21 protein-coding genes are annotated in these 22,207 nt (G+C 62.2%); 19 read left to right on the top strand and 2 right to left on the bottom strand.

All coding sequences use genetic code 11. The features are described 5' to 3' along the window. The first annotated feature begins 179 nt into the window (after window positions 1-179). The 9 genes from MKS85_RS14625 to MKS85_RS14585 all read left to right on the top strand — a co-directional run bounded on the left by MKS85_RS14625 (window position 180) and on the right by MKS85_RS14585 (window position 12,097). Complete coding sequence (locus tag MKS85_RS14625) at window positions 180-608, top strand: PleD family two-component system response regulator (RefSeq protein WP_047225997.1); 429 nt, start codon at window positions 180-182, stop codon at window positions 606-608. A 47-nt stretch (window positions 609-655) separates the two neighbouring features. After that, a complete protein-coding gene (gene pilH / locus MKS85_RS14620) occupies window positions 656-1,021 on the top strand; it encodes a twitching motility response regulator PilH (protein WP_047226188.1) in 366 nt (121 codons plus the stop codon). Window positions 1,022-1,031: 10 nt separating this feature from the next. Next, window positions 1,032-1,571 (top strand): chemotaxis protein CheW, encoded by a 540-nt coding sequence (locus MKS85_RS14615; RefSeq protein WP_047225996.1) that lies wholly within the window; start codon window positions 1,032-1,034, stop codon window positions 1,569-1,571. Between the two features lie 213 nt (window positions 1,572-1,784). Further along, window positions 1,785-3,842: a methyl-accepting chemotaxis protein gene (locus MKS85_RS14610; RefSeq protein WP_139048944.1), complete on the top strand. Its 2,058-nt coding sequence runs from the start codon at window positions 1,785-1,787 to the stop codon at window positions 3,840-3,842. A 138-nt stretch (window positions 3,843-3,980) separates the two neighbouring features. Further along, on the top strand, window positions 3,981-9,899 hold the full coding sequence (locus MKS85_RS14605; protein ID WP_139048945.1) for an Hpt domain-containing protein: 5,919 nt from the start codon (window positions 3,981-3,983) through the stop codon (window positions 9,897-9,899). Next, window positions 9,892-10,359 carry a chemotaxis protein CheW gene (locus MKS85_RS14600; protein ID WP_139048946.1) on the top strand — a complete coding sequence of 156 codons (468 nt, stop codon included), beginning with the start codon at window positions 9,892-9,894 and terminating at the stop codon, window positions 10,357-10,359. Before MKS85_RS14605 ends, MKS85_RS14600 begins: the two co-directional genes overlap by 8 nt. Window positions 10,360-10,552: 193 nt before the next feature. Continuing rightward, window positions 10,553-10,741, top strand: coding sequence for a nucleoid-structuring protein H-NS (locus tag MKS85_RS14595; RefSeq protein WP_171061304.1), 189 nt, complete (start codon window positions 10,553-10,555; stop codon window positions 10,739-10,741). Between the two features lie 338 nt (window positions 10,742-11,079). Next, on the top strand, window positions 11,080-11,709 hold the full coding sequence (locus MKS85_RS14590) for a nucleotidyltransferase domain-containing protein (RefSeq protein ID WP_139048948.1): 630 nt from the start codon (window positions 11,080-11,082) through the stop codon (window positions 11,707-11,709). Next, the gene (locus tag MKS85_RS14585; RefSeq protein WP_139048949.1) at window positions 11,672-12,097 is read left to right on the top strand and encodes a hypothetical protein; all 426 of its coding nucleotides are present in this window, start codon (window positions 11,672-11,674) and stop codon (window positions 12,095-12,097) included. Before MKS85_RS14590 ends, MKS85_RS14585 begins: the two co-directional genes overlap by 38 nt. A 257-nt stretch (window positions 12,098-12,354) precedes the next feature. Here the strand turns inward: MKS85_RS14585 and MKS85_RS14580 are convergent, their stop codons facing one another. Then, on the bottom strand, window positions 12,355-12,723 hold the full coding sequence (locus MKS85_RS14580) for a hypothetical protein (RefSeq protein WP_310663007.1): 369 nt from the start codon (window positions 12,721-12,723) through the stop codon (window positions 12,355-12,357). A 289-nt stretch (window positions 12,724-13,012) separates the two neighbouring features. On the opposite strand from MKS85_RS14580, the gene mdcA reads away from it, so the two are divergent. The 9 genes from mdcA to madM all read left to right on the top strand — a co-directional run bounded on the left by mdcA (window position 13,013) and on the right by madM (window position 20,266). Next, the gene (mdcA, locus tag MKS85_RS14575; RefSeq protein WP_047226944.1) at window positions 13,013-14,683 is read left to right on the top strand and encodes a malonate decarboxylase subunit alpha; all 1,671 of its coding nucleotides are present in this window, start codon (window positions 13,013-13,015) and stop codon (window positions 14,681-14,683) included. After that, window positions 14,684-15,559, top strand: a complete 876-nt coding sequence (locus tag MKS85_RS14570) for a triphosphoribosyl-dephospho-CoA synthase (protein WP_139048951.1) — start codon at window positions 14,684-14,686, stop codon at window positions 15,557-15,559. Then, entirely contained in the window at window positions 15,559-15,858 is a 300-nt protein-coding gene (locus MKS85_RS14565; RefSeq protein ID WP_047226946.1) for a malonate decarboxylase subunit delta, read from the top strand. Before MKS85_RS14570 ends, MKS85_RS14565 begins: the two co-directional genes overlap by 1 nt. After that, entirely contained in the window at window positions 15,851-16,702 is an 852-nt protein-coding gene (locus MKS85_RS14560) for a biotin-independent malonate decarboxylase subunit beta (RefSeq protein WP_139048952.1), read from the top strand. Before MKS85_RS14565 ends, MKS85_RS14560 begins: the two co-directional genes overlap by 8 nt. Beyond that, entirely contained in the window at window positions 16,699-17,502 is an 804-nt protein-coding gene (gene mdcE / locus MKS85_RS14555) for a biotin-independent malonate decarboxylase subunit gamma (RefSeq protein ID WP_107323038.1), read from the top strand. Before MKS85_RS14560 ends, mdcE begins: the two co-directional genes overlap by 4 nt. Then, window positions 17,496-18,119, top strand: coding sequence for a malonate decarboxylase holo-ACP synthase (locus MKS85_RS14550; RefSeq protein WP_257220628.1), 624 nt, complete (start codon window positions 17,496-17,498; stop codon window positions 18,117-18,119). Before mdcE ends, MKS85_RS14550 begins: the two co-directional genes overlap by 7 nt. Continuing rightward, entirely contained in the window at window positions 18,116-19,036 is a 921-nt protein-coding gene (gene mdcH, locus MKS85_RS14545; RefSeq protein ID WP_139048954.1) for a malonate decarboxylase subunit epsilon, read from the top strand. Before MKS85_RS14550 ends, mdcH begins: the two co-directional genes overlap by 4 nt. Before the next feature lie 67 nt (window positions 19,037-19,103). Then, window positions 19,104-19,496, top strand: coding sequence for a malonate transporter subunit MadL (gene madL, locus MKS85_RS14540; protein WP_047226951.1), 393 nt, complete (start codon window positions 19,104-19,106; stop codon window positions 19,494-19,496). A gap of 5 nt (window positions 19,497-19,501) precedes the next feature. Then, on the top strand, window positions 19,502-20,266 hold the full coding sequence (madM, locus tag MKS85_RS14535; protein WP_076386537.1) for a malonate transporter subunit MadM: 765 nt from the start codon (window positions 19,502-19,504) through the stop codon (window positions 20,264-20,266). 118 nt (window positions 20,267-20,384) lie between these two features. Here madM and MKS85_RS14530 read toward each other — a convergent pair whose 3' ends face one another. Then, a complete protein-coding gene (locus MKS85_RS14530) occupies window positions 20,385-21,299 on the bottom strand; it encodes a LysR substrate-binding domain-containing protein (RefSeq protein ID WP_047226952.1) in 915 nt (304 codons plus the stop codon). A gap of 220 nt (window positions 21,300-21,519) precedes the next feature. On the opposite strand from MKS85_RS14530, the gene trhA reads away from it, so the two are divergent. Continuing rightward, entirely contained in the window at window positions 21,520-22,137 is a 618-nt protein-coding gene (gene trhA / locus MKS85_RS14525; RefSeq protein ID WP_047226953.1) for a PAQR family membrane homeostasis protein TrhA, read from the top strand. The last annotated feature ends 70 nt before the right edge of the window (window positions 22,138-22,207 follow it).

Here is a 22,207-nt window from a genome sequence, read left to right as displayed (position 1 = left end):
GTGGCGTCAGAGTGGCGCCCGGAAGATTGGCGGTCAAGGAAAAACCACTGTACCGAGCGGCCGATAGATCGGCGATGGAGACTGTGCTAAAAAGGCTGGCATGTGACGTGCGGGCCTTGAACATCAAGGGTTTGCGCTGTCGTTCACACTTACGCGTTAAAAACCGGTTTGCAGTGGCAATGGCAGAGCATCTTACGCAGCAGCAACCCAGCGCCTTGAAGGTCATGGTCATCGACGACTCGAAGACCATCCGCCGCACCGCCGAGACCTTGTTGCGCAACGTGGGTTGCGAGGTCATCACGGCGGTCGATGGCTTCGATGCCCTGGCCAAGATCGCCGACCATCATCCGGGCATTATCTTTGTCGACATCATGATGCCGCGCCTGGACGGTTACCAGACTTGTGCCCTGATCAAGAACAACAGCGTTTTCAAGGCCACGCCGGTGATCATGTTGTCGTCCCGGGACGGTTTGTTCGACAAGGCCAAGGGGCGCATCGTCGGCTCCGATCAGTTTTTGACCAAGCCTTTCAGCAAGGAAGAACTGCTGGGCGCGATACGGGCTCATGTTCCGGGCTTTGCCGCTGTCCAGCCGCACCAGGCACATTAATGACACTCGGCCATCGGGCCTGGGGTCAACGAAAAATGGGGAACACCATGGCACGAATTCTGATCGTCGATGATTCGCCGACCGAAATGTACAAACTGACCGGCATGCTGGAAAAGCACGGCCACCAGGTCCTGAAGGCCGAAAACGGTGCCGACGGCGTGGCCCTGGCTCGCCAGGAAAAGCCCGACGCGGTCCTGATGGATATCGTCATGCCCGGCCTCAACGGTTTCCAGGCCACGCGCCAGTTGACCAAGGATCCGGACACCGGGCACATCCCGGTGATCATCATCACCACCAAGGACCAGGACACCGACAAGGTCTGGGGCACTCGCCAAGGCGCGAAGGACTACCTGACCAAACCGGTGGACGAAGAAACCCTGATCAAGACCCTGAACAACGTGCTGGCGGGTTGATGACGCGGCCATGAGCCAATCCCTGACCGCTTTCGAACTGCTCCTGCAGATCGACCGGCGTTGCCGGCTGCTGGGGGCGGACCTGCCGTCACAACCGACCCACGGCGACAGCTGGAGCGGCATCGGTTTTCGCCTCGGCGAACACTGGTACGTGGCGCCCATGGGCGAAGTTAGCGAAGTGCTGCACGAACCGCGCTACACACATTTGCCCGGGGTCAAGCCATGGGTTCGTGGTGTGGCTAATCTGCGCGGGCGCTTATTGCCGTTGATGGATTTGTGCGGTTTCTTCGGCCATGAGCTGTCGAGCGTGCGCAAGCAGCGGCGGGTGCTGGTGGTGGATCATGACGAGGTCTTTACCGGGTTGCTGGTGGATGAAGTCCTCGGATTGCAGCATTTTGCCCAGGACAGCCTGGAGCCGACGCTGATGGACGACCTTGACGGCCCGGAGTCGGCCTTCGTCAAGGGCCGGTTTCGCGGTGAACGGCAGTGGCAGGTGTTCAGCCCGTTTGCGCTGACGCGCTCGCCGGGGTTCATGGATGTAGCTGTTTGACGAGATGCCACACGGTCCCTTGTGGGAACGAGCCAGTGGGAGCAAAGCTTGCTCGCGATGGCGGCGCCTCGGTAGGCGGGAAACCGTGTTGTTTTCATCGCAGGCAAGCCTTGCTCCCACAGAGTCACACTGATTGAGCAGGCTGCACTACAAGGGCTTGCTTACAGTTGGCAGTGGTGAGTGGGTTGGATTGGGCAGTACAGGCGAGAACCGATGATCAAAGCAAATACAGGCAAGCCTCTGGAAGCGTCGCGCAGTCGTTCGCAGATCATCGTGCTGTTCGTCGCGCTGATTGTCTTCATCATGCTGCTGTTCGCCAACTTCGCTTACCTCAACACCCAGTCCAACTACGACAAGCAGTACATCGGCCACGCCGGTGAGTTGCGGGTGCTGTCCCAGCGCATCGCCAAGAACGCCACCGAGGCGGCCGCCGGCAAGGCCGCGGCGTTCAAGTTGCTGAGCGAGGCGCGCAATGATTTCGCCCAGCGCTGGGGCTACCTGAAGCAAGGCGACCCGGTGACCGGCCTGCCACCGGCACCTGCTGCCCTGCGCCCGCAGATGCGTGCCGTACAGCTGGACTGGGAACGCTTGCTCAAGAACACCGATGCCATCCTGTCCAGCGAACAGACTGTGCTGTCGCTGCATCAGGTGGCGGCAACCCTCGCCGAAACCGTGCCGCAATTGCAGGTCGAGTACGAAAAAGTCGTCGAAATTCTCCTGCAACGCGGCGCGCCCGCCGCGCAGGTCGCCATGGCCCAGCGCCAGTCGTTGCTGGCCGAACGGATTCTCGGGGCGGTGAACACCGTGCTGGCGGGGGATGAAAACGCTAGTCAGGCCGCCGATACCTTTGGCCGCGATGCCGCACGTTTTGGTCAGGTGCTCAATGGCATGTCGCAAGGTGACCCGGCCTTGAAGATCTCCCAAGTACAGGACCGCGATGCCCGGGCTCGCCTGAGTGAGATCAGCGAACTCTTCGAATTCGTCTCCGGCTCGGTGGACGAAATCCTCGAAACCTCTCCTGAGCTGTTCAAGGTCCGCGAGTCGGCAGGCAACATCTTCAACCTGTCGCAAACCTTGCTGGACGAAGCGTCGCACCTGGCCACCGCGTTCGAAAACCTGGCCGGCGGGCGTTCCGCAAACGCCATCGGTGGTTATGTGCTGGGTCTGTTGGCGCTGATGTCGATCATCCTGATCGGGCTGGTGATGGTCCGCGAAACCAACCGGCAGTTGCGTGAAACCGCAGAAAAGAATGAGCGCAACCAGAACGCGATCATGCGTCTGCTGGACGAGATCGAAGACCTGGCCGATGGCGACCTGACCGTGACCGCCTCGGTTACCGAAGACTTTACCGGCACCATCGCCGATTCCATCAACTATTCGGTGGACCAACTGCGTGACCTTGTGGCCACCATCAACCTCACCGCCGGCCAGGTCGCCGCTGCGGTGCAGGAAACCCAGGCTACGGCCATGCACCTGGCGCAGGCTTCCGAACATCAGGCCCAGCAGATATCCGAAGCTTCGACTTCAATCAATGAAATGGCCCAGTCCATCGATCAGGTCTCGGCCAATGCCGCCGAGTCGTCGGCGGTGGCCGAGCGCTCCGTGGAGATCGCCAACAAAGGCAACGAGGTGGTGCACAACACCATTCATGGCATGGACAACATTCGCGAGCAGATCCAGGACACGGCCAAGCGCATCAAGCGCCTGGGGGAGTCGTCTCAGGAAATCGGCGACATTGTCAGCCTGATCGATGACATTGCCGACCAGACCAACATCCTGGCACTCAACGCCGCTATCCAGGCGTCCATGGCCGGTGACGCCGGGCGCGGGTTCGCGGTGGTGGCCGATGAAGTGCAGCGGCTGGCGGAGCGCTCTTCGGCGGCGACCCGGCAGATCGAGACCCTGGTGCGGGCGATTCAGGCTGATACGAACGAGGCGGTGATTTCCATGGAACAGACCACCACCGAAGTGGTGCGCGGCGCCCGACTGGCCCAGGATGCCGGGGTGGCCCTGGAAGAAATCGAAGGCGTGTCCAAGACCCTGGCGGCGCTGATCCAGAGCATTTCCAACGCGGCGCAGCAACAGACCACGTCGGCGGGGCAGATTTCCTTGACCATGAACGTGATCCAGCAGATCACCACGCAAACCTCTTCCGGCTCCACCGCCACCGCCGAGAGCATCGGCAACCTGGCGAAAATGGCCAGTCAGCTGCGTCGTTCGGTGTCGGGGTTTACTTTGCCGGCGGCGGCTGTTGATGAGGGAAAAGTGTGACTGTGGGAGCAAGGCTTGCCCGCGATGAAGATAACGCGGTACTTCGGGAGCTGCGGCGTCTGCATCGCGAGCAAGCTTTGCTCCCACAGAGAAACTTCTTCCCCACAGAGGTGTTAGGTTCTGCTGATTGGAGTGGTTATGGGTGATCGGCACGACTATGTGGCCCTGGAGTGGGTCAAGGGCGAGATTGCCGAAACGCTGAAGCAGGCCCATCTGGCGCTCAATCGCCTGGTGGACGACCCGCAGGCGGCGGATGCCCTCGCGCACTGTCTGGCGTGCATTCATCAGGTGCACGGCGGCCTGCAGATGGTCGAGTTCTATGGTGCGGCGCTGCTGGCCGAGGAGATGGAACAGCTGTGCGTCGCCCTGCAGGACAACCGCATCGCCCATCGCGACGAAGCCATCAGTCTGTTGAGCCAGGCCCTTGGGCAGTTGCCGATCTATCTGGACCGCATCCAAGGTGCCCGCCGCGACCTGCCGTTGGTGGTGCTGCCGTTGATCAATGATTTGCGCAGCGCCCGGGGCGAGAGCCTGTTGTCGGAGACCAGCCTGTTCAGTCCAGAGTTACCGCTGATCGCGCCGCTCAGTGACGAGGCCTTGAAGCGACTCGAACCGCCTGACCTGCCCAACACCTTGCGCAAACTGCGCCAGACCCTGCAAGTGGCCCTGGTGGGGCTGTTGCGCGAACAGGACGACGCCACCCATCTCGGCTATCTGGCCAAGGTCTTCCACCGCCTGGAAGGGCTGTGCGCCGGCGCACCGCTCAATGCGCTGTGGCAGGTGGCGTCGGCCCTGGTCGAAGGCATGCGCGAGGGGCGTATCGCCAATAGCCCGGCCCTGCGCAGCTTATTCAAGGAAGCGGACAAGGAACTCAAGCGCCTGTTGGACCAGGGCCTGCAAGGCATCAATCAACCGGCGCCGCCACAGTTGCTGACGAGTTTGTTGTTCTATATTGCCAAGGCCGAACATCCCAGCGGGCAGATGCAGATCATGAAAGAACGCTACTCACTGGACGACGCGCTGCCCGACAGCGCCATGGTCGACGAAGAACGCGCACGCCTGGCCGGACCGGACCGCGATGCCATGCGCTCGGTGCTCGCCGCACTCTGCGAAGAGCTGGTGCGGGTCAAGGAGCGGCTCGACCTGTTCGTGCGCAGTGACCGCCAGCACGCCTCGGAGCTGGACAGCCTGCTGGCGCCCCTGCGACAGATCGCCGACACCCTGGCGGTGCTCGGCTTCGGTCAGCCGCGAAAAGTGATCATCGATCAATTGGCGGTGGTCCTGAGCCTCGCCCAAGGTCATCGCGAGCCGGATGACGCGACGCTCATGGATGTCGCCGGGGCCTTGCTCTACGTCGAGGCCACTCTGGCCGGCATGGTCGGCACCGTCGAGCCCGAGAGCCCTGAAGACAGCCACCTGCCCACCACAGACCTGACCCAGATCCACCAAATCGTCATCAAGGAAGCCCACACCTGCCTGCAACAGGCCAAGGACATGATCGTCGACTACATCGACGCCGACTGGAACAGCGAACAACTGCAAGCGCTACCGGCGTTGCTGACCCAGGTGCGCGGCGCGCTGGCGATGATCCCCTTGAGCCGCGCCGCCAGCCTTGTGGAGGCGTGCAATGGTTTCATTCGCGAGCATCTGCTGTTGGATCACGCCCAGCCGGGCTGGGAAGAACTCGATCACCTGGCCGACGTAATCACCGGCCTCGAATATTACCTGGAACGTTTGAGCGAAGACCCGGAAACGCCCGGCGAACCCTTGTTGGACGTGGTCGAGCGCAGCCTGGGGGCCCTCGGTTATTTCCCCGACGAAGCCCGGGTGCCGTTGCTTGACGATGTGCTGAGCCCGAACGAGGCCCAGGTCATGCAGGACTTGCAGGAGCTGGATGACCCGCAGACCGTGCAGTCCTTGGCCCAAATGCTGGCCAGCCCGGTCTCGGCGGTCAACCCGCCGGCCCGGAGCACGCCGGGTAGCCTGCTGCCGCCGCCGTTGGACGAGCATCCGGTGGACGACGAGCTGCGCGAGGTCTTCCTTGAAGAAGCCGACGAGGTACTCGACGTTTTGCGCGAATACCTGCCGCGCTGGGCCGCTCACCCTGACGACCATGGCGCCCTGGCCGAATTGCGCAGGGCCTTCCATACCCTCAAGGGCAGCGGTCGGATGGTGCGGGCGCTGGTCTTGGGAGAGCTGGCCTGGGCTGTGGAAAACCTGCTCAACCGGGTGCTGGAGCGCAGTGTTGAGCCGGGTGCTGCGGTCCGGCAGTTGCTCGATGAGACGGTGCAGTTGCTACCGGCCCTGGTGAGCGAGTTTGCAGACAACCGCCAGCGTCAGCGCGACGATGTCGACCGTCTGGCGGCCCGTGCCCATGCGCTGGCAAAGGGCGTCGATGACGATGAAGACGCCCAGGATGTCGCCGCCCTCGACCCGTTGTTGCTGAAGATATTCGACAACGAAGCCCAGGGTCACCTTGCCAGCCTCAATCGCTTTCTCGACCAGGCCGCCGAACACTTGCCGCTGCAGGCCAACGACGAATTGCAGCGAGCCTTGCATACCCTCAAGGGCAGCGCATCAATGGCCGGCGTGTTGCCGATTGCCGAGCTGGCCGGCGCGATGGACCAGTTGGCCCGGGAATACAAGGCGCACCTGATCGCCCTCGACCTTGATGAAACTGAATTGCTGCTGGAGGCCGAGGGCCTGTTGCGCCTGGGCTTGCGTCAGTTGCACGGTGACCCCCTGGCGCCGATCCCCGGCGCAGAAGAGCTGATCCAGCGAACCCAAACGCTGCTGGCCGAGCGCCTGCAAACGGCCCTCAGTGCACCGGACAAAGGCTTGCGGACCAAGCGCGATCCCCAACTGATCAACAACTTCCTCGCCCAGGGCATGGATATCCTGCTCGATGCCGAAAACCTCTTGCGCCGTTGGCAGCAGCACCCCGGCGAAGGCCAGGAACTCAGTGCGCTGCTGGACGAGCTGACCACCCTCGGCGAAGGCGCGCACTTGGCCGACTTGCACCCGGTGGACGAGCTCTGTGAAGCCTTGCTCGATCTCTATGGCGCAGTGGAGGAAAGCAGCCTGGCAGTCAGCGACGTGTTTTTCCAGGAAGCGCAGCGCGCCCATGAAGCCTTGATCGACATGCTCGATGAACTGGCCGCCGGGCAACACGTGCACTCGCAGCCCGAGCGGGTGCAGGCCCTGCGCGGCTTGCTCCAAGAGAGCCTGGACCCATCCGCCACCGGCCTGATCCGCAGCGATGGCAGCCGCACCCTGAGCATCCGCGAACTGGGTAACGCGACAGCGGAACTGCAGCGCAGCGCCCCTGCTGAGACCTCAGTGGACGACGACATTGCCTCGATTTTCCTCGAAGAGGCGCAGGACATCCTCGAAAGCGCCGCCCAGGCCCTGCAACGTTGGCTGGCCGACCCGGACAACGCAGCACCGCTGTCCTCGTTGCAACGAGACTTGCACACCCTCAAGGGCGGCGCACGAATGGCCGATATCCGGCCGGTGAGCGACTTGGCCCAGGAGCTGGAAAATCTCTACGAAGGGCTGGTGGACCGCCGTTACAGCCACAGCGAGGAACTCGAGCAACTGCTCAGCAGCAGTCACGAACGCCTCGATCTGCTGCTCGGGCAGTTGCAGCAGGGCCAGCCGTTGGGCGATCCCGTTGCGCTGATCGACGCCATTCGCCGGTTCCGTCAGGACAAGCCGAACCCAATCGATTCGGCAGGGGCGATCCAGGGCGAGGGGGCCGGACATGACCCGGAGCTGCTGGAAATCTTCCTCGAAGAAGGTTTCGACATTCTCGACAGCGCAGGCTCAGCGCTGCTGCGCTGGCAGGACGAACCATCGAACCGTCAGGCCCTGGAAACGCTGTTGCGGGATTTGCACACCCTCAAGGGTGGAGCGCGGATGGTGGAAATCGTCCCCATCGGCGACCTGGCCCATGAGCTGGAAAATCTTTATGAAGGCTTGTCGGCGGGGCTGCTCCAACCGACACCGGCGCTGTTCGCCTTGCTGCAAAGCAGCCATGACCGGCTGGCGCAGATGCTCGATGCGGTACGCGCCGGCCACCCGTGCCCTGTTGCCGACCGGCTGATCGCGCAGATCCAGGCGGTGAATCATCCGCAGGACAGCGAGACGCCCAAAGTCGTCCCCGCGCCGGAACCGGCCCCGACCCCGCCGCCTGCGCCCACAAGGCTTGAGACCGGCACCCCGAGCGACGGCGCGGACATGGTCAAGGTCTCCGCCGAACTGCTTGACGACCTGGTGAACCTGGCTGGGGAAACCTCGATTTTCCGTGGGCGTATCGAACAGCAGGTCAACGACGCGCGCGTGGCCCTGGGCGAGATGGAAACCACCATCGAGCGCATGCGCGACCAGTTGCGCCGTCTTGATACCGAAACCCAGGGCCGGATCCTCAGTCGCCAGCAGGTCGAGGCCGAGCGCCTGGGCTACGAAGAATTCGACCCGCTGGAGATGGACCGGCATTCCCAGTTGCAGCAATTGTCCCGGGCGCTGTTCGAATCGGCCTCGGACTTGCTCGATCTCAAGGAAACCCTCGAACGCAGCAATCACGACGCTGAGAACCTGCTGCAACAGCAGGGGCGGGTCAACACCGAACTTCAGGAAGGGTTGATGCGCACGCGCATGGTGCCGTTCGAGCGCATGTTGCCGCGCCTCAAACGCATCGTGCGGCAAGTGGCGCAGGAGTTGGGCAAGGACGTGGAGTTCGTGGTTGGCAATGCTGAAGGCGAAATGGACCGTAGCGTGCTGGAGCGCATGGCCGCGCCCTTGGAGCATATGCTGCGCAATGCCGTCGACCACGGCCTGGAGCCGGCCGACGTGCGCATCGCTGCCGGGAAACCGGCCCGGGGGCGCATCAGCCTCGACCTGTCCCGGGAAGGTGGCGACATCATTTTCGACATTCGCGACGACGGCGCCGGCGTGCCGCTGGAGGCGGTGCGCAGCAAGGCGATCAAGCGTGGCCTGCTGGCACCGGACAGCGACATCAGCGACCGCGACGTGCTGCAATTCATCTTGCAGCCGGGCTTTTCCACCGCCGAAAAAATCACCCAGATTTCCGGGCGCGGCGTCGGCATGGACGTGGTCCATGAAGAGGTGCGGCAACTGGGTGGCAGTATGGTCATCGACTCCACACCGGGGCAGGGCGTGCATTTCCGCATTCGCCTGCCGTTTACCGTGGCGGTCAACCGGGCGTTGATGGTGCAATGTCACGAAGACCAGTACGCGATCCCACTGAACACCATCGAAAGTATCGTCCGGGTGTTGCCCGCTGAACTGGATGGCTATTACCAGCTCGACCCGCCGACCTACACCTACGCCGGGCAACGCTATGAGCTGTGCTACCTGGGTGAGCTATTGAAAACCGGCGCTCGCCCGAAACTGTTGGGCCAGAGCCAACCGTTGCCGGTGCTGCTGATGCAATGCAGCGAGCGGCATATCGCGGTGCAAGTGGATGCTACCGCCGGGACCCGGGAGATCGTGGTCAAGAGCCTCGGCCCGCAATTTTCGGCGGTGCAGGGCTTGTCGGGGGCGACGATCCTGGGCGATGGCCGGGTGGTGTTGATTCTCGACCTGTTGGCGCCGATCCGCGCCTTGCCTCATCAGGTCCCACGCCGCCCGGCAGCGGCGCAAGGCGAGGGCGAACACCCGCGAGCATTGCTGGTGCTGGTGGTGGACGACTCGGTGACGGTCCGCAAGGTCACCAGCCGCCTGCTGGAGCGCCACGGCATGCACGTGCTCACCGCCAAGGACGGCGTGGATGCCATGGCGCTGCTGGCCGAACACTCCCCCGACCTGATGTTGCTGGACATCGAAATGCCGCGCATGGACGGCTTCGAAGTGGCCACGCAAGTACGCAATGACCCGCGCCTGGCCCACCTGCCGATCATCATGATCACCTCCCGCACCGGCCAGAAACACCGCGACCGCGCCATGGCCATCGGCGTCAACGACTACCTGGGCAAGCCGTACCAGGAATCGGTGCTGCTCGACAGCATCGCCCGCTGGAGCAAAACCCATGCATGACCTTCACCCGCGCACCGGGCACATCACCGGGCTGCTGCTACCCCTGGCCGACCGGCACCTGATTTTGCCCAACGTGGCTGTGGCCGAGCTGATCGACTACCAGAGCAGCGCGTTCGATATGGACACTCCGCCGTGGTTCCTGGGTTGGGTGAGCTGGCGCGAACGGCAAATCCCGTTGCTGAGTTTCGAGTCGGCCTGCGGCCAGAAAACCGTGATCGGCGAGCGTGCGCGCATCGTCGTGCTCAATGCCCTGGGCGGGCACCCGGAGTTGCGGTTCATTGCGTTGCTGGTCCAGGGTATCCCGCGTTCCTACAAACTCGACACCCAGTTGAGCTACGTCGATGTACCGCTGTGTGGGCTGGAACAGGCGGCGGTACAAGTGGGCGAGCATGTAGCGAAGGTGCCGGATTTGTTGGCGCTGGAGGAGTTGGTCGTTGCCTCGGGGTTGGCAAAAAACTAGGTCAGACACAGTACCTGTGGGAGCGGGCTTGCTCGCGATGGCGGCCTGACAGCCGACCAGGGTTTTGTTGACCGGGTACATATCCATTGATGCGGTAACGGCCGCTGGCGGTTCCGCTCTTACAGCGGCTCACTTTTGAGAAGCCGGAATGCCGGCCCAGGCAAAAGTAAGCAAAACGCTTTTGCCCCACCACTTGACACCTCGCCTAGGCTCGGTGTGCCCGAACGAAGGCATTGCTCCGTGGGCCCGCCGCGAAGGGCCATCCATGGCCCAGCGCGGCTATCCCGGCACCCATGCCGGGATGCCCACTCCACAATGCCTGCGTTCGGCCAGCGTGGTTAACGGGGCGCCCGAGATCAACGTCCTGCGCGAGGCGGCCTGATAGCCGGCCGGGCTCTTGCGGGGGGCGTACAGCCATCAGACCTGTTTGGACTGGACCTGTTTGAGTAGGACCTGTGGGAGCAAAGCTTGCTCGCGAAGGCGGCGGCACATTCAGCATTGATGCAAGTAGACCCACCGCTATCGAGACCCAGCTCGCTCCCACAATGATTTATGTGTCGATTACTGGATTCAGGCATGCCGCTGATTCAGCGTCATATCAACGGATCGTTCCCATAAAGGGTCTGATCAGTCCCTTCTTGGGACTTATTCAGGGCTCAGAGCTTGATAGGTCCCAAAAAGGGATCTATCGTTCCCTTTTTGGGACTCGCGGTGGCCTCCATGAATCAGCTCTCTCTCAGTGATGCTCTATTCACTGCCACCCAGCAGCGAGTCTTGGGCTTGTTGTTCGGTAAGCCGGATCAAAGCTTCTACACCAACGAAATCGCCCGCTGGGCTCAAGTCGGTAAGGGCAGCCTCGTGCGGGAGTTGGAGCGCCTGCAACGCTCTGGTGTGCTCACCATGACGCGTCTGGGCAATCAAACCCATTATCAAGCCAATCCACATTGCCCGATTTACAGCGAACTGTTGGGCATCGTGCAGAAAACCATCGGCATCGCCGAACCGTTGCGCCAGGCGCTGGAACCCTTTTCAGAACAACTGAGCTGGGCGTTCGTCTATGGCTCCATTGCCAAGGGCCAGGCAAACGCATCCAGTGACATAGATCTCATGCTGATCGGCGAAGGCCTGCACTACAGTGAAGTGATGGAGCGGCTCATGCCCTTGGAAGAGCAGCTGGGTCGCCCCCTCAACCCTACGCTCTACACGCCCCAGGACTGGGCTGCGAAATTTGCGGCTGGCAACAGTTTCGTGGTGCGGGTAGCGCAACAGGACAAGATCAATTTGCTGGGTGAAGACCCTTTGGAGTCCAAGGATGGGCAAGCACGAAAACCTGAAGAATCTGTTACATAGCGGCGGCCTGAAAGCCGAACCGCCTGATCGTCAGGAATGTGAAGGCTTGATGCGTTCTGCAGTGGATCGCCTGAAGGACGCACAAACAACTTCCCTCTCATTTGCCAGCCGGTTCGACCTGGCCTACAACGCCGCCCATGCCGCAGCGCTCACGGCGCTACGCTTGAGCGGCTATCGTTCGGACAAGCGTTATCTGGTCTTTCAATGTCTGGTCCACACCGCAGACGCCAGTAAAGTGCAGGTCCGGTTATTCGCGCTGTGCCATGAGCGGCGCAACCTTGCCGAGTACGAGGGGTATATGAATGAAGATGATGCACTGCTTACCCAGCTGATTGAGAGTGCGGTAGAACTGCTCGAACGGGTCCGGCAATTGATGAGTATGAGTTGACCCGTTGCGGTCGCCGCAAACTTCCAATCCAACCCGTTCCCCTGTGGGAGCGAGCTTGCTCGCGATAGCGGCAGAACAGGTCAGCATTGACGTTGCCTGACACTCCGCCATCGCGAGCAAGCTCGCTCCCACAGGGGGTGTTACAGCTTTCCGCAGATTAGGACACCATCTTGACCCTGATGTTATCGATTTCAAATTCGTAGAGCGTTCCGGCATGGTCCTTACCGACACGCAGGCCTAGCAGCATCTCTCGATTGTTAGGGGTGAAGGGAAAAAGCAAACGTTTCTGAATCCTGCCACTCTTCGCCAGGTGTGCCAGGATGTACCAATGTGCCGGCCCAAATCTGATGCTTATCGTTGGTCATCGCAATCTGAATATAGTGAAGCACTTCCTGTTTGAAGCGGTAACGGTAAGTTACTAGAAACATGTTCCCCATCAACCTGGGATCGATATTAAAGATCTTGCGCAGACTTGGTTTGAACGTAGAAATTTCACGCCCCTCGATTTTTCCAGACCAGAAACTGTTCTCGCCTTCAGTCACAACTCTTGCGTCGACTGCCCCATCGCCATCAACCCACTTGTTCCTGTCTTCCCTATCGAATGTGGTGAGATCTTCGTATTCCATAAATGCCTCCAAAATATTGTGTGAGGTTACAGGCGCATCGACCTTGTTCCTGGAAAGCGAGCATTGAGGATCGCTGCACAGCTTATTCAGCCCTGCAAACGGCAAATCAGATACTGTCAGGGCTGACAGGTCCGATCGGTTATGCGACGGATGGTTTTGCATTGGATGGGCTGATTCCAACCCGGACAACCATTACGCCAACCGTAACGATCCGCCGCTAAGCTTGATTGATGCCCTCGCCACAACACTCCTAATGTGGCCTCCACGACAGCGAACCCGTGGAGTGGTCATGACAACAACAATATCCCCCGACTCGCGCTGGACGCGGCGGCGTTGCGAAAAGCAGCGGCGTCTCGAGCTGGTGAAGGGGCTTGCCGACGGTGTGGTGTTGCCCACCGACAAGATCGTTGCGGCGCTGGAGGCGTTGATTCTGCCGGGCGATCGCGTGGTGCTGGAAGGCAATAACCAGAAGCAGGCGGATTTCCTGTCACGCTCTCTGGCCAAAGTCGACCCGGCGAAGCTGCACGACCTGCACATGATCATGCCCAGCGTCGGCCGCTCCGAACATCTGGACCTGTTCGAACGCGGCATTGCCCGCAAGCTGGATTTTTCCTTCGCCGGAACCCAGAGCCTGCGCATCAGCCAGTTGCTCGAAGACGGGCTGCTGGAAGTCGGCGCGATCCACACCTACATCGAGCTCTATGCCCGGTTGGTGGTGGACCTGATTCCCAACGTGGTGCTCTCGGCCGGGTTCATGGCCGACCGTGCCGGCAATATCTACACCGGCCCCAGCACCGAAGATACCCCCGCGCTGATCGAGCCGGCGGCCTTCAGCGATGGCATCGTCATCGTCCAGGTCAACCAATTGGTGGACGATGTCAGCGACCTGCCACGGGTTGATATCCCGGCGTCCTGGGTCGATTTCGTGGTGGTGGCCGACAAGCCGTTCTACATCGAACCGTTGTTCACTCGCGACCCGCGCCACATCAAGCCGGTGCATGTATTGATGGCGATGATGGCCATCCGCGGGATCTACGAAAAACACAACGTCCAGTCCCTCAATCACGGCATCGGGTTCAACACCGCCGCCATCGAGCTGATCCTGCCGACCTACGGCGAGTCCCTCGGCCTGAAGGGCAAGATCTGCCGTAACTGGACCCTCAATCCCCATCCGACCCTGATTCCGGCCATCGAAAGCGGCTGGGTCGAAAGCGTGCATTGCTTTGGCACCGAACTGGGCATGGAAAACTACATCGCCGCGCGGCCGGACGTGTTCTTCACCGGTCATGACGGCTCGCTGCGCTCCAACCGCATGGTCTGCCAACTGGCCGGGCAATACGCGGTGGACCTGTTCATCGGCGCCACTTTGCAGGTGGACGGTGACGGACATTCCTCGACGGTGACCCGTGGCCGACTGGCCGGTTTCGGCGGTGCGCCGAACATGGGCCACGACCCGCGCGGGCGCCGTCACGGCACGCCGGCCTGGCTCGACATGCGCCACGGCGATGGCGAGGCGCCGTTGCTCGAACGGGGCAAGAAACTGGTGGTGCAGATGGTCGAGACCTTCCAGGAGGGCGGCAAACCCACCTTCGTCGAAACCCTCGACGCGGTGGAGGTGGCGAAAAAAGCCGGCATGCCCCTGGCACCGATCATGATCTACGGCGACGACGTCACCCATTTGCTCACCGAAGAAGGCATCGCCTACCTGTACAAGGCCCGCTCGCTGGAAGAGCGTCAGGCAATGATCGCGGCCGTGGCCGGGGTCACTGCCATCGGTTTGCGCCATAACCCGAAAGACACTGCCCGTATGCGCCGCGAAGGCTTGATTGCCCTGCCTGAAGACCTCGGCATTCGTCGCACCGATGCCACCCGCGAGTTGCTCGCCGCCAAGAGCGTGGCCGATCTGGTGGAGTGGTCCGGTGGTCTCTACAACCCGCCCGCCAAGTTCAGGAGTTGGTAAATGCACGCCTTCAACCTGCAACCGAAAAAATTGTCCTTGGCCGAGCGCTTGGCGGACATGGCCGTGGACGCGCTGATCGACGAAGCCGACCTGTCACCCAAACCGGCCCTGGTGGATCGGCGCGGCAATGGCGCCCACACTGATCTGCACTTGGGGCTGATGCACGCTTCGGCGCTGTCGCTGTGGCCGGCATTCAAGGAAATGGCCGACGCCGCCCTTGAATGCGGCGAGATCGGCCTGCCGTTACGCGAAGCCCTTGGGCGGATCGGCCGTGAGGGGGAAGCGGCGATGCTCGCTACCACCGATGGTGTGAACACCCACCGCGGCGCGATCTGGGCGTTGGGGTTGTTGGTGGCTGCGGCCGCGCTGGAACCTGAATCCAGCGTCGCCAGCGCCGTCACCTTACGTGCCGCCCGCCTGGCCTTGCTCAACGATCGCTACGCCCCCAAACCTTTCAGCCATGGCGCTCAAGTGGCCCAACGCTACGGCGTGCGCGGTGCCCGGGAAGAAGCGCAACTGGCATTCCCGGCCGTCACCGGCCTGGGCCTGCCACAACTCAAGCGCAGTCGCGCGGCGGGGGCGGGAGAACAGAACGCGCGGCTCGATGCCTTGTTGGCGATCATGACGACGTTGGCCGACACCTGCGTGCTCTACCGCGCCGGTGAGCCGGGTTTGCAGGCCATGCACCACGGTGCCAGAGCGGTGCTCGACGCTGGTGGCAGTGCCAGCCTGGGCGGTCGTCGCCAGTTGCATGCGCTGGACCAACAACTGATTGCCATGAACGCCTCGCCCGGCGGCGCTGCTGACTTGCTCGCCGCCTGCCTGTTCCTCGACCGTATCGAGCGCGGCGATGGCCTCTTCCCAGGAGTGTGCTGATGCAAACCTTATCCTTTGAATTTCCCGCCGGGCAGCCGCCACGGGGCCGGGCGCTGGTGGGCTGTGTCGGCTCGGGCGACCTGGAAGTGCTGATCGAGCCGGGCCTGGCGGGCAAGTTGACCATTCAGGTGCAGACCTCGGTCAACGGCAGTGAACAACGCTGGCAACACCTGTTCGCCCGCATGTTCGACGGCCAGATGCCGCCGGCCCTGGCGATCGACATCCACGATTTCGGCGCCACCCCCGGGGTGGTGCGTTTGCGCCTGGAACAGGGCTTCGAGGAGATCGGCCATGACTGACAGCGCCGCGTTGCTCAACAAACACAGCTTCGTCGAGCTGGGTGCCCGGCAACGGGCCAAGGCCCTGCTGGATAACGGTTCGTTCCGTGAACTGCTCGACCCCTTTCAGCGAGTCATGTCGCCGTGGCTGCTGCGCCAGGGCGTGGTGCCGCAAAGCGACGACGGTGTGGTGATCGCCAAGGGTTTGCTTGCTGGCCTGCCGGTGGTGATCGCGGCCATCGAAGGTGCGTTCCAGGGCGGCAGCCTTGGCGAAGTCGGGGGGGCGAAGATCGCCGGCGCGCTGGAGCTGGCCGCTGAAGACAACCGCAAGGGCATCCCGACCCGCGCCGTGTTGCTGCTGGAAACCGGCGGCGTGCGTCTGCAAGAGGCCAATCTGGGGCTGGCGGCGATTGCCGAGATTCATTCGGCGATTGTCGACTTGCGCCAGTACCAGCCCGTCATCGGCGTGGTGGCCGGCAGCGTCGGTTGTTTTGGCGGCATGTCCATCGCCGCTGGGCTGTGCAGCTATCTGCTGGTGACCCAGGAAGCGCGACTGGGCCTGAACGGTCCGCAAGTGATCGAGCAGGAAGCCGGGATCGACGAGTACGACTCGCGTGATCGGCCGTTCATCTGGAGCCTGACCGGCGGTGAGCAACGCTTCGCCACCGGGTTGGTGGACCGCTATGTGGCTGATGACGTGGCGCAGATCCGCGAGCAAGTCAGCCAGTTGTTGCAGTTGGGTGTACCCGCCGAGCACCGCAGCGGTCAGGCCGAGGTATTCCTGCAACGTTTGGCCCGACTGGACACTGAAGTGCAAATCGAACCGGCCGCGGTTCGCCAGCTGTATCAGGGAGAACGCCCATGAATTCGTATTCGTTGAGAGGCTTGCGCTGGTTCGCGGCTCTGAGCGACGGCGCCACGCCGTTGGCAGGACTGCCCGCTTCGCTGAAAGTGGCCGACGTCACACTGGGCGAGCAAAACGTGCGGCTGTTGGCCGTCGTGGCCGATCCCGATAGCCGTTTCCCTCGTGCCCGCAACGGCGAAGTCGGTTTGCTGGAAGGCTGGGGCTTGGCCAAAGCCGTGGATGAGGCTATTGACGCCGACCGTGATGCGTCCAGCAAGCGCGCGCTGATTGCCATCGTCGATGTGCCGAGCCAGGCCTACGGTCGTCGCGAAGAAGCCCTGGGCATTCATCAGGCCTTGGCCGGTGCCGCAGACAGTTATGCCCGAGCGCGGCTGGCCGGGCATCCGGTGATTGGTTTGCTGGTGGGCAAGGCCATGTCCGGGGCGTTCCTGGCCCACGGTTATCAGGCCAACCGGTTGATCGCCTTGCGTGATCCGGGCGTGATGGTCCACGCCATGGGCAAGGCCTCGGCGGCGCGGGTGACCCTGCGCAGTGTCGAAGAGCTTGAGGCCCTGGCCGCCAGCGTGCCGCCGATGGCCTACGACATCGACAGTTTCGCCAGCCTCGGTTTGCTCTGGGAAACCCTGTCGGTGGAGCAGATCGAACAGCCAAACGCGGCGGATCTGGCACGGGTCAGGGATTGTCTGCAACAGGCGATCAACGAAGTGGCAGGTGCGCCTCGGGACCTGAGCAGCCGTCTCGGGGCGACGCATCGTGCGGCTTCCAGCACCGTTCGCCAATTGTTGAGAGCGCAGTGGTGAGCACCTTCCTGGCCCACGACCTGCTATGGGGAATGACTCCACAGGCGTTGCCTGCGGATGCGCCGGCGTGGGTCATTGAGTCCTTGAGCCTTGAGCAGCCGGTGGTGGTGCGGCGAGCGATCACCGCGCCGGGACACATTGCCGTGGGCGTGCGAGGCGTCTCGCGGGAACAGCGTTACGCCACGTCGATGCCGGTGGCGGCGATCCAGCGCCGGGTGCGCCCGGAGGACCTTTGCCATGTCGCATTGCGCCGTGACTTGCCGGCGTTGCAGGCGCTCGCTCAAGTGCGGCCAATGCTGGATGCCAGCGGCTGGATCTGGGGCGTCAGCGGCAGCGCCGGATTTGAACTGGCCAGTGGCATCGAGGTGCTGCATGCACGCAGCGATCTGGACTTGATCCTGCGCACACCGCATCCGCTGGATCGTATTCAGGCCAGGGATTTGTTGGCGCAACTGGACGGTTCGACGTGCGCCGTAGACATGCAACTGCAAACCCCTTTCGGCGCCGTCGCCCTGCGCGAGTGGGCAGGCTCGGCGCGGCGGGTGTTGCTCAAGGATAATCTTCAGGCGCGTCTGGTGACCGATCCATGGCAACCGGCGCTGGAGCAAGTGGCGTGAGCAGCCTTTTGGTATTCCCCGGCCAGGGTGCGCAGCGAGCGGGCATGCTCCAGGGCGTGTCGCCGCAACTGCTGGAACTGGCCTGTGAAGTGCTCGGCGAAAACGTACGACAGCTGGACAGCACCGAGGCGTTGCAATCGACCCGAGCCGTACAACTGTGTCTGTTGATCGCGGGTGTCGCGGCGGCCCGGCAATTGTTGGAACAGGCACCTGTGCCGGATTACGTCGCGGGCCTGTCCATCGGCGCGTACCCGGCGGCGGTGGTGGCTGGTGCGCTGGGGTTCGATGATGCATTGCGCCTGGTCAGCCTGCGTGGCGAACTGATGCAGCAGGCGTATCCGCGAGGCTACGGCATGACGGCGATCATCGGCCTTGATCTGGCGACAGTGGAGGCGTTGCTCGCGCAGGTACACAGCGCCATGACGCCGGTTTACCTGGCCAACATCAATGCCGATAACCAGGTGGTCATCGCTGGCAGTGACGAGGCCTTGGCCAGCGTTGCCGAGAGAGCACGCCGCCAGGGCGCCGCGAAAGCGTGTCGGCTGGCGGTGAGCGTACCGTCCCACTGCCCGTTGCTGGAGGTCCCGGCCCGGGCACTGGCCCAGGCGTTTGCCGACGTGCCGTTGAAAGCGCCCGTTTTGGGTTATCTGAGCGGCAGTCGTGCCCGGCCCGTGGTGAACACCGACGCCTTGCGTGAGGACCTGGCCTTCAACATGTGCCGCGTGGTGGATTGGCGCGGCACCGTGCAAAGCGCCTACGAGCGAGGCGTGCGGTTACAGATCGAACTGCCACCCGGTGCGGTTTTGACGGGACTGGCGCGTCGGGTGTTCGAGCAGGGCACCGTCATTGCCTTCGACGGTGCGCGCCTGGACACCTTGCAGACGCTGCTCAGAGAGGAGGGACGCCGCCGACCCTAAACCACCGACTCAAGCTGGCGAAGCACAAAAACAACAACTTCGACGATGCACTTTGAGGACTACAACAATGATTATTTACGGTGTGGCGTTTTTGGCCTTTTGTACCCTGGCGGGTATTTTCATCGGTGAGCTGCTGGGCAAACTGATCGGCGTGCCGGCCAACGTCGGCGGTGTCGGCATTGCGATGCTGCTGTTGATCGGCCTGGGCAGTTACCTGAGCAAACGCGGCCTGTTCAAGGGCAAGTCCGAAGCCGGCGTGGAATTCTGGAGTGCGATCTACATTCCTATCGTGGTCGCGATGGCGGCCCAGCAAAACGTCTATGGCGCGCTCAAGGGCGGGCCAATGGCGATTCTGGCTGGGACCCTGGCGGTGGTGATTGCCTTTGCGATGGTGCCGGTGCTGGTGCGCATCGGCAACAAAGGGCCTGAAACCGATGTTTCCGCCAAGACAGTCGGGTGATTGCCATGTACGAATCAATGATGAAAGTGATCACCGGCTACGGTCTGCTCAGTGGCTTTGCGATTGTCGGCATCACCATGTGGGTGTCGTACTGGATCAGCGACACGTTCACCAAGGGCCGCCTGCACGGTTCGGCCATCGCGATTCTCCTGGGGTTGGTGCTGTCGTACATCGGCGGTGCGATGACCGGCGGGCAGAAGGGTGTAGTAGACATTCCGCTGCTCTCGGGCATCGGCTTGCTGGGCGGCGCCATGCTGCGTGACTTCGCCATTGTCGCCACGGCGTTTGGGGTGAGTGTCGAGGAGCTCAAGCGCGCCGGTTTCGTCGGGGTGCTGGCGTTGTTCGTCGGGGTGGCCACCTCGTTCATCGCCGGTGTCGGAGTGGCGATGGCCTTCGGTTACACCGACGCGGTGAGCCTGACCACCATCGGCGCCGGAGCGGTGACCTACATCGTCGGGCCGGTCACTGGCGCGGCGATCGGTGCCAGTTCCGAGGTAATGGCGCTGTCCATCGCCGCCGGTTTGATCAAGGCGATCCTGGTGATGGTGGCGACGCCGTTCGTGGCACCTTTTATCGGCCTTAACAATCCGCGCAGTGCGGTGATCTTTGGCGGGTTGATGGGCACTTCCAGCGGCGTGGCCGGCGGCCTGGCGGCCACCGATCCGAAACTGGTGCCGTATGGTTGCCTGACGGCGGCGTTCTACACGGCGCTCGGGTGCTTGCTCGGGCCTTCGCTGTTGTATCTGATCATGCGGGGGTTGTTGGGCTAAGGCTTTGAATTTTCGCTGAGCGGGCTGTCCTCGTCGCGAGCAGGCTCGCTCCCACATTGGATCGGTGTTCACCATCCCGTGTGGGAGCGAGCCTGCTCGCGATGAAGGCGACTGGGTCTCAAGCCTGGCGATTGGCATACATCCGGCACTCCGCCAGCAACGCCAGCAAATTCGGATCGCGCTCCTTGGCCTTCAGGAATACCACGCCGATGTGCTGCTGCAGCCGATACTTTTCCTGCAACGGGATCAGTTTCACCCGGTTTTCATACACCGCCGCAATCCGTCCCGGCAGCAAGGCATAACCGACCCCGGAGCTGACCATGCTCAGCAGGGTGAAGATGTCGTTGACCTGCATCGCCACCTTCGGCTCGAACCCCGCCTGTTTGAACACTCGATTACCATCCTGATGGGTGGCGAAGCCCTGGGTGAGGGTGATGAAGGTTTCGTTGCACACTTCGGCCAAGTCCACTTCACTGCGTTGGGCGAAGGCGGAATCGGCTGGCGTGGCGAGAAAAATGTCGTCTGAAAACAGCTCGATATGCTCGCAGTCCGGATCGTTCACGCTGTCGTCCAGGGAGATCAGGATGGCGTCCACCTCCATGTTCTTGAGCTTGTACAGCAGGTCGATGTTCGAGCCCAGGATCAGGTCGATGTTCAGTTCGCTGCGGCGGATTTTCAGGCCCATGATCAACTGCGGCACGGTCTTGACCGTCAGTGAATACAGCGAGCCGAGCTTGAACCGCTCCGCGGAAAACCCGGCGGCTTCACGGGTCAGGCGCACGCTTTCGATTACGTCCTGAATCAGCTTCTGTGTGCGTTCTTCCAGCACATAAGCGCTTTCCAGGGGGGTGAGGTTGCGGCCCTCGTGCTTGAACAACGGGCAACGCAAGGCGCTTTCCAACGAGTGAATGGCCCGGTGTACGCTGACGTTGCTGGTCTGCAACTCGGCCGCCGCCCGCGCAAGATTGCCGGTGCGCATGAACGCCAGGAACACCTCGAGTTTTTTCAGGGTCAATTCTTCGTCGATCAGCATGGGGTGGACTCTTATTCGTATCGCCCGATTGTGCCCCAATCGGTAGGAGGATGTTGATCTGTGGGAGCAAAGCTTGCTCGCGATGCAGGCGACTGGGCTCCTGAGGCACCGCGTTATCTTCATCGCGGGCAAGCCTTGCTCCCACAGAGAGCTAAACATTGCACTTTGTAGCGCCAAGCCTGAGCCTTGGCGTCTGTTTTGGAATGTGAGGTGGGACTGGATGTATCACGGAGAGCGACTCAACGCCTGGACCCACCTGGTCGGGGCGGTGGCGGCTTTTATCGGGGCGGTGTGGTTGCTGGTAATTGCCGGGATGACGGGCGATGCGTGGAAGATCGTCAGCGTGGCGATCTACGGTTTCACCTTGCTGGTGCTGTACAGCGCTTCGACGGTTTACCACAGTGTGCGCGGGCGCAAGAAAGCAATCATGCAGAAGGTCGATCACTTTTCGATCTATCTGCTGATCGCCGGCAGCTATACGCCGTTCTGCCTGGTCACCCTGCGCGGGCCGTGGGGCTGGACCTTGTTCGGGATTGTCTGGGGGCTGGCGCTGATCGGGATCTTGCAGGAGATCAAGCCGCGCTCTGAAGCGCGAATCCTGTCGATCGTGATCTACGCGGTGATGGGCTGGATCGTGCTGGTGGCGGTCAAACCGTTATTGGCCGCCTTGGGCAGCGCCGGCTTTGCCTGGCTGGCTTCGGGTGGTGTGTTGTACACCGTCGGCATTGTCTTTTTCGCGCTGGACCATCGGTTGCGGCACGCCCATGGCATCTGGCATCTGTTCGTGATCGCCGGCAGTTTGCTGCATTTTGTGGCGATCTTGTTCTATGTGCTCTAGCTCATAACCACCGCTGGTCCTGTGGGAGGGAGCCTGAACTGGTCAAGTAATTCTGGACACCAGTTAAGGT

Source organism: Pseudomonas sp. JL2, assembly GCF_031570495.1.
GTDB lineage: Bacteria > Pseudomonadota > Gammaproteobacteria > Pseudomonadales > Pseudomonadaceae > Aquipseudomonas > Aquipseudomonas rhizophila.
Note: the sequence above shows the minus strand (reverse complement) of the source record. Positions and strands in the feature narration are given on the sequence as shown.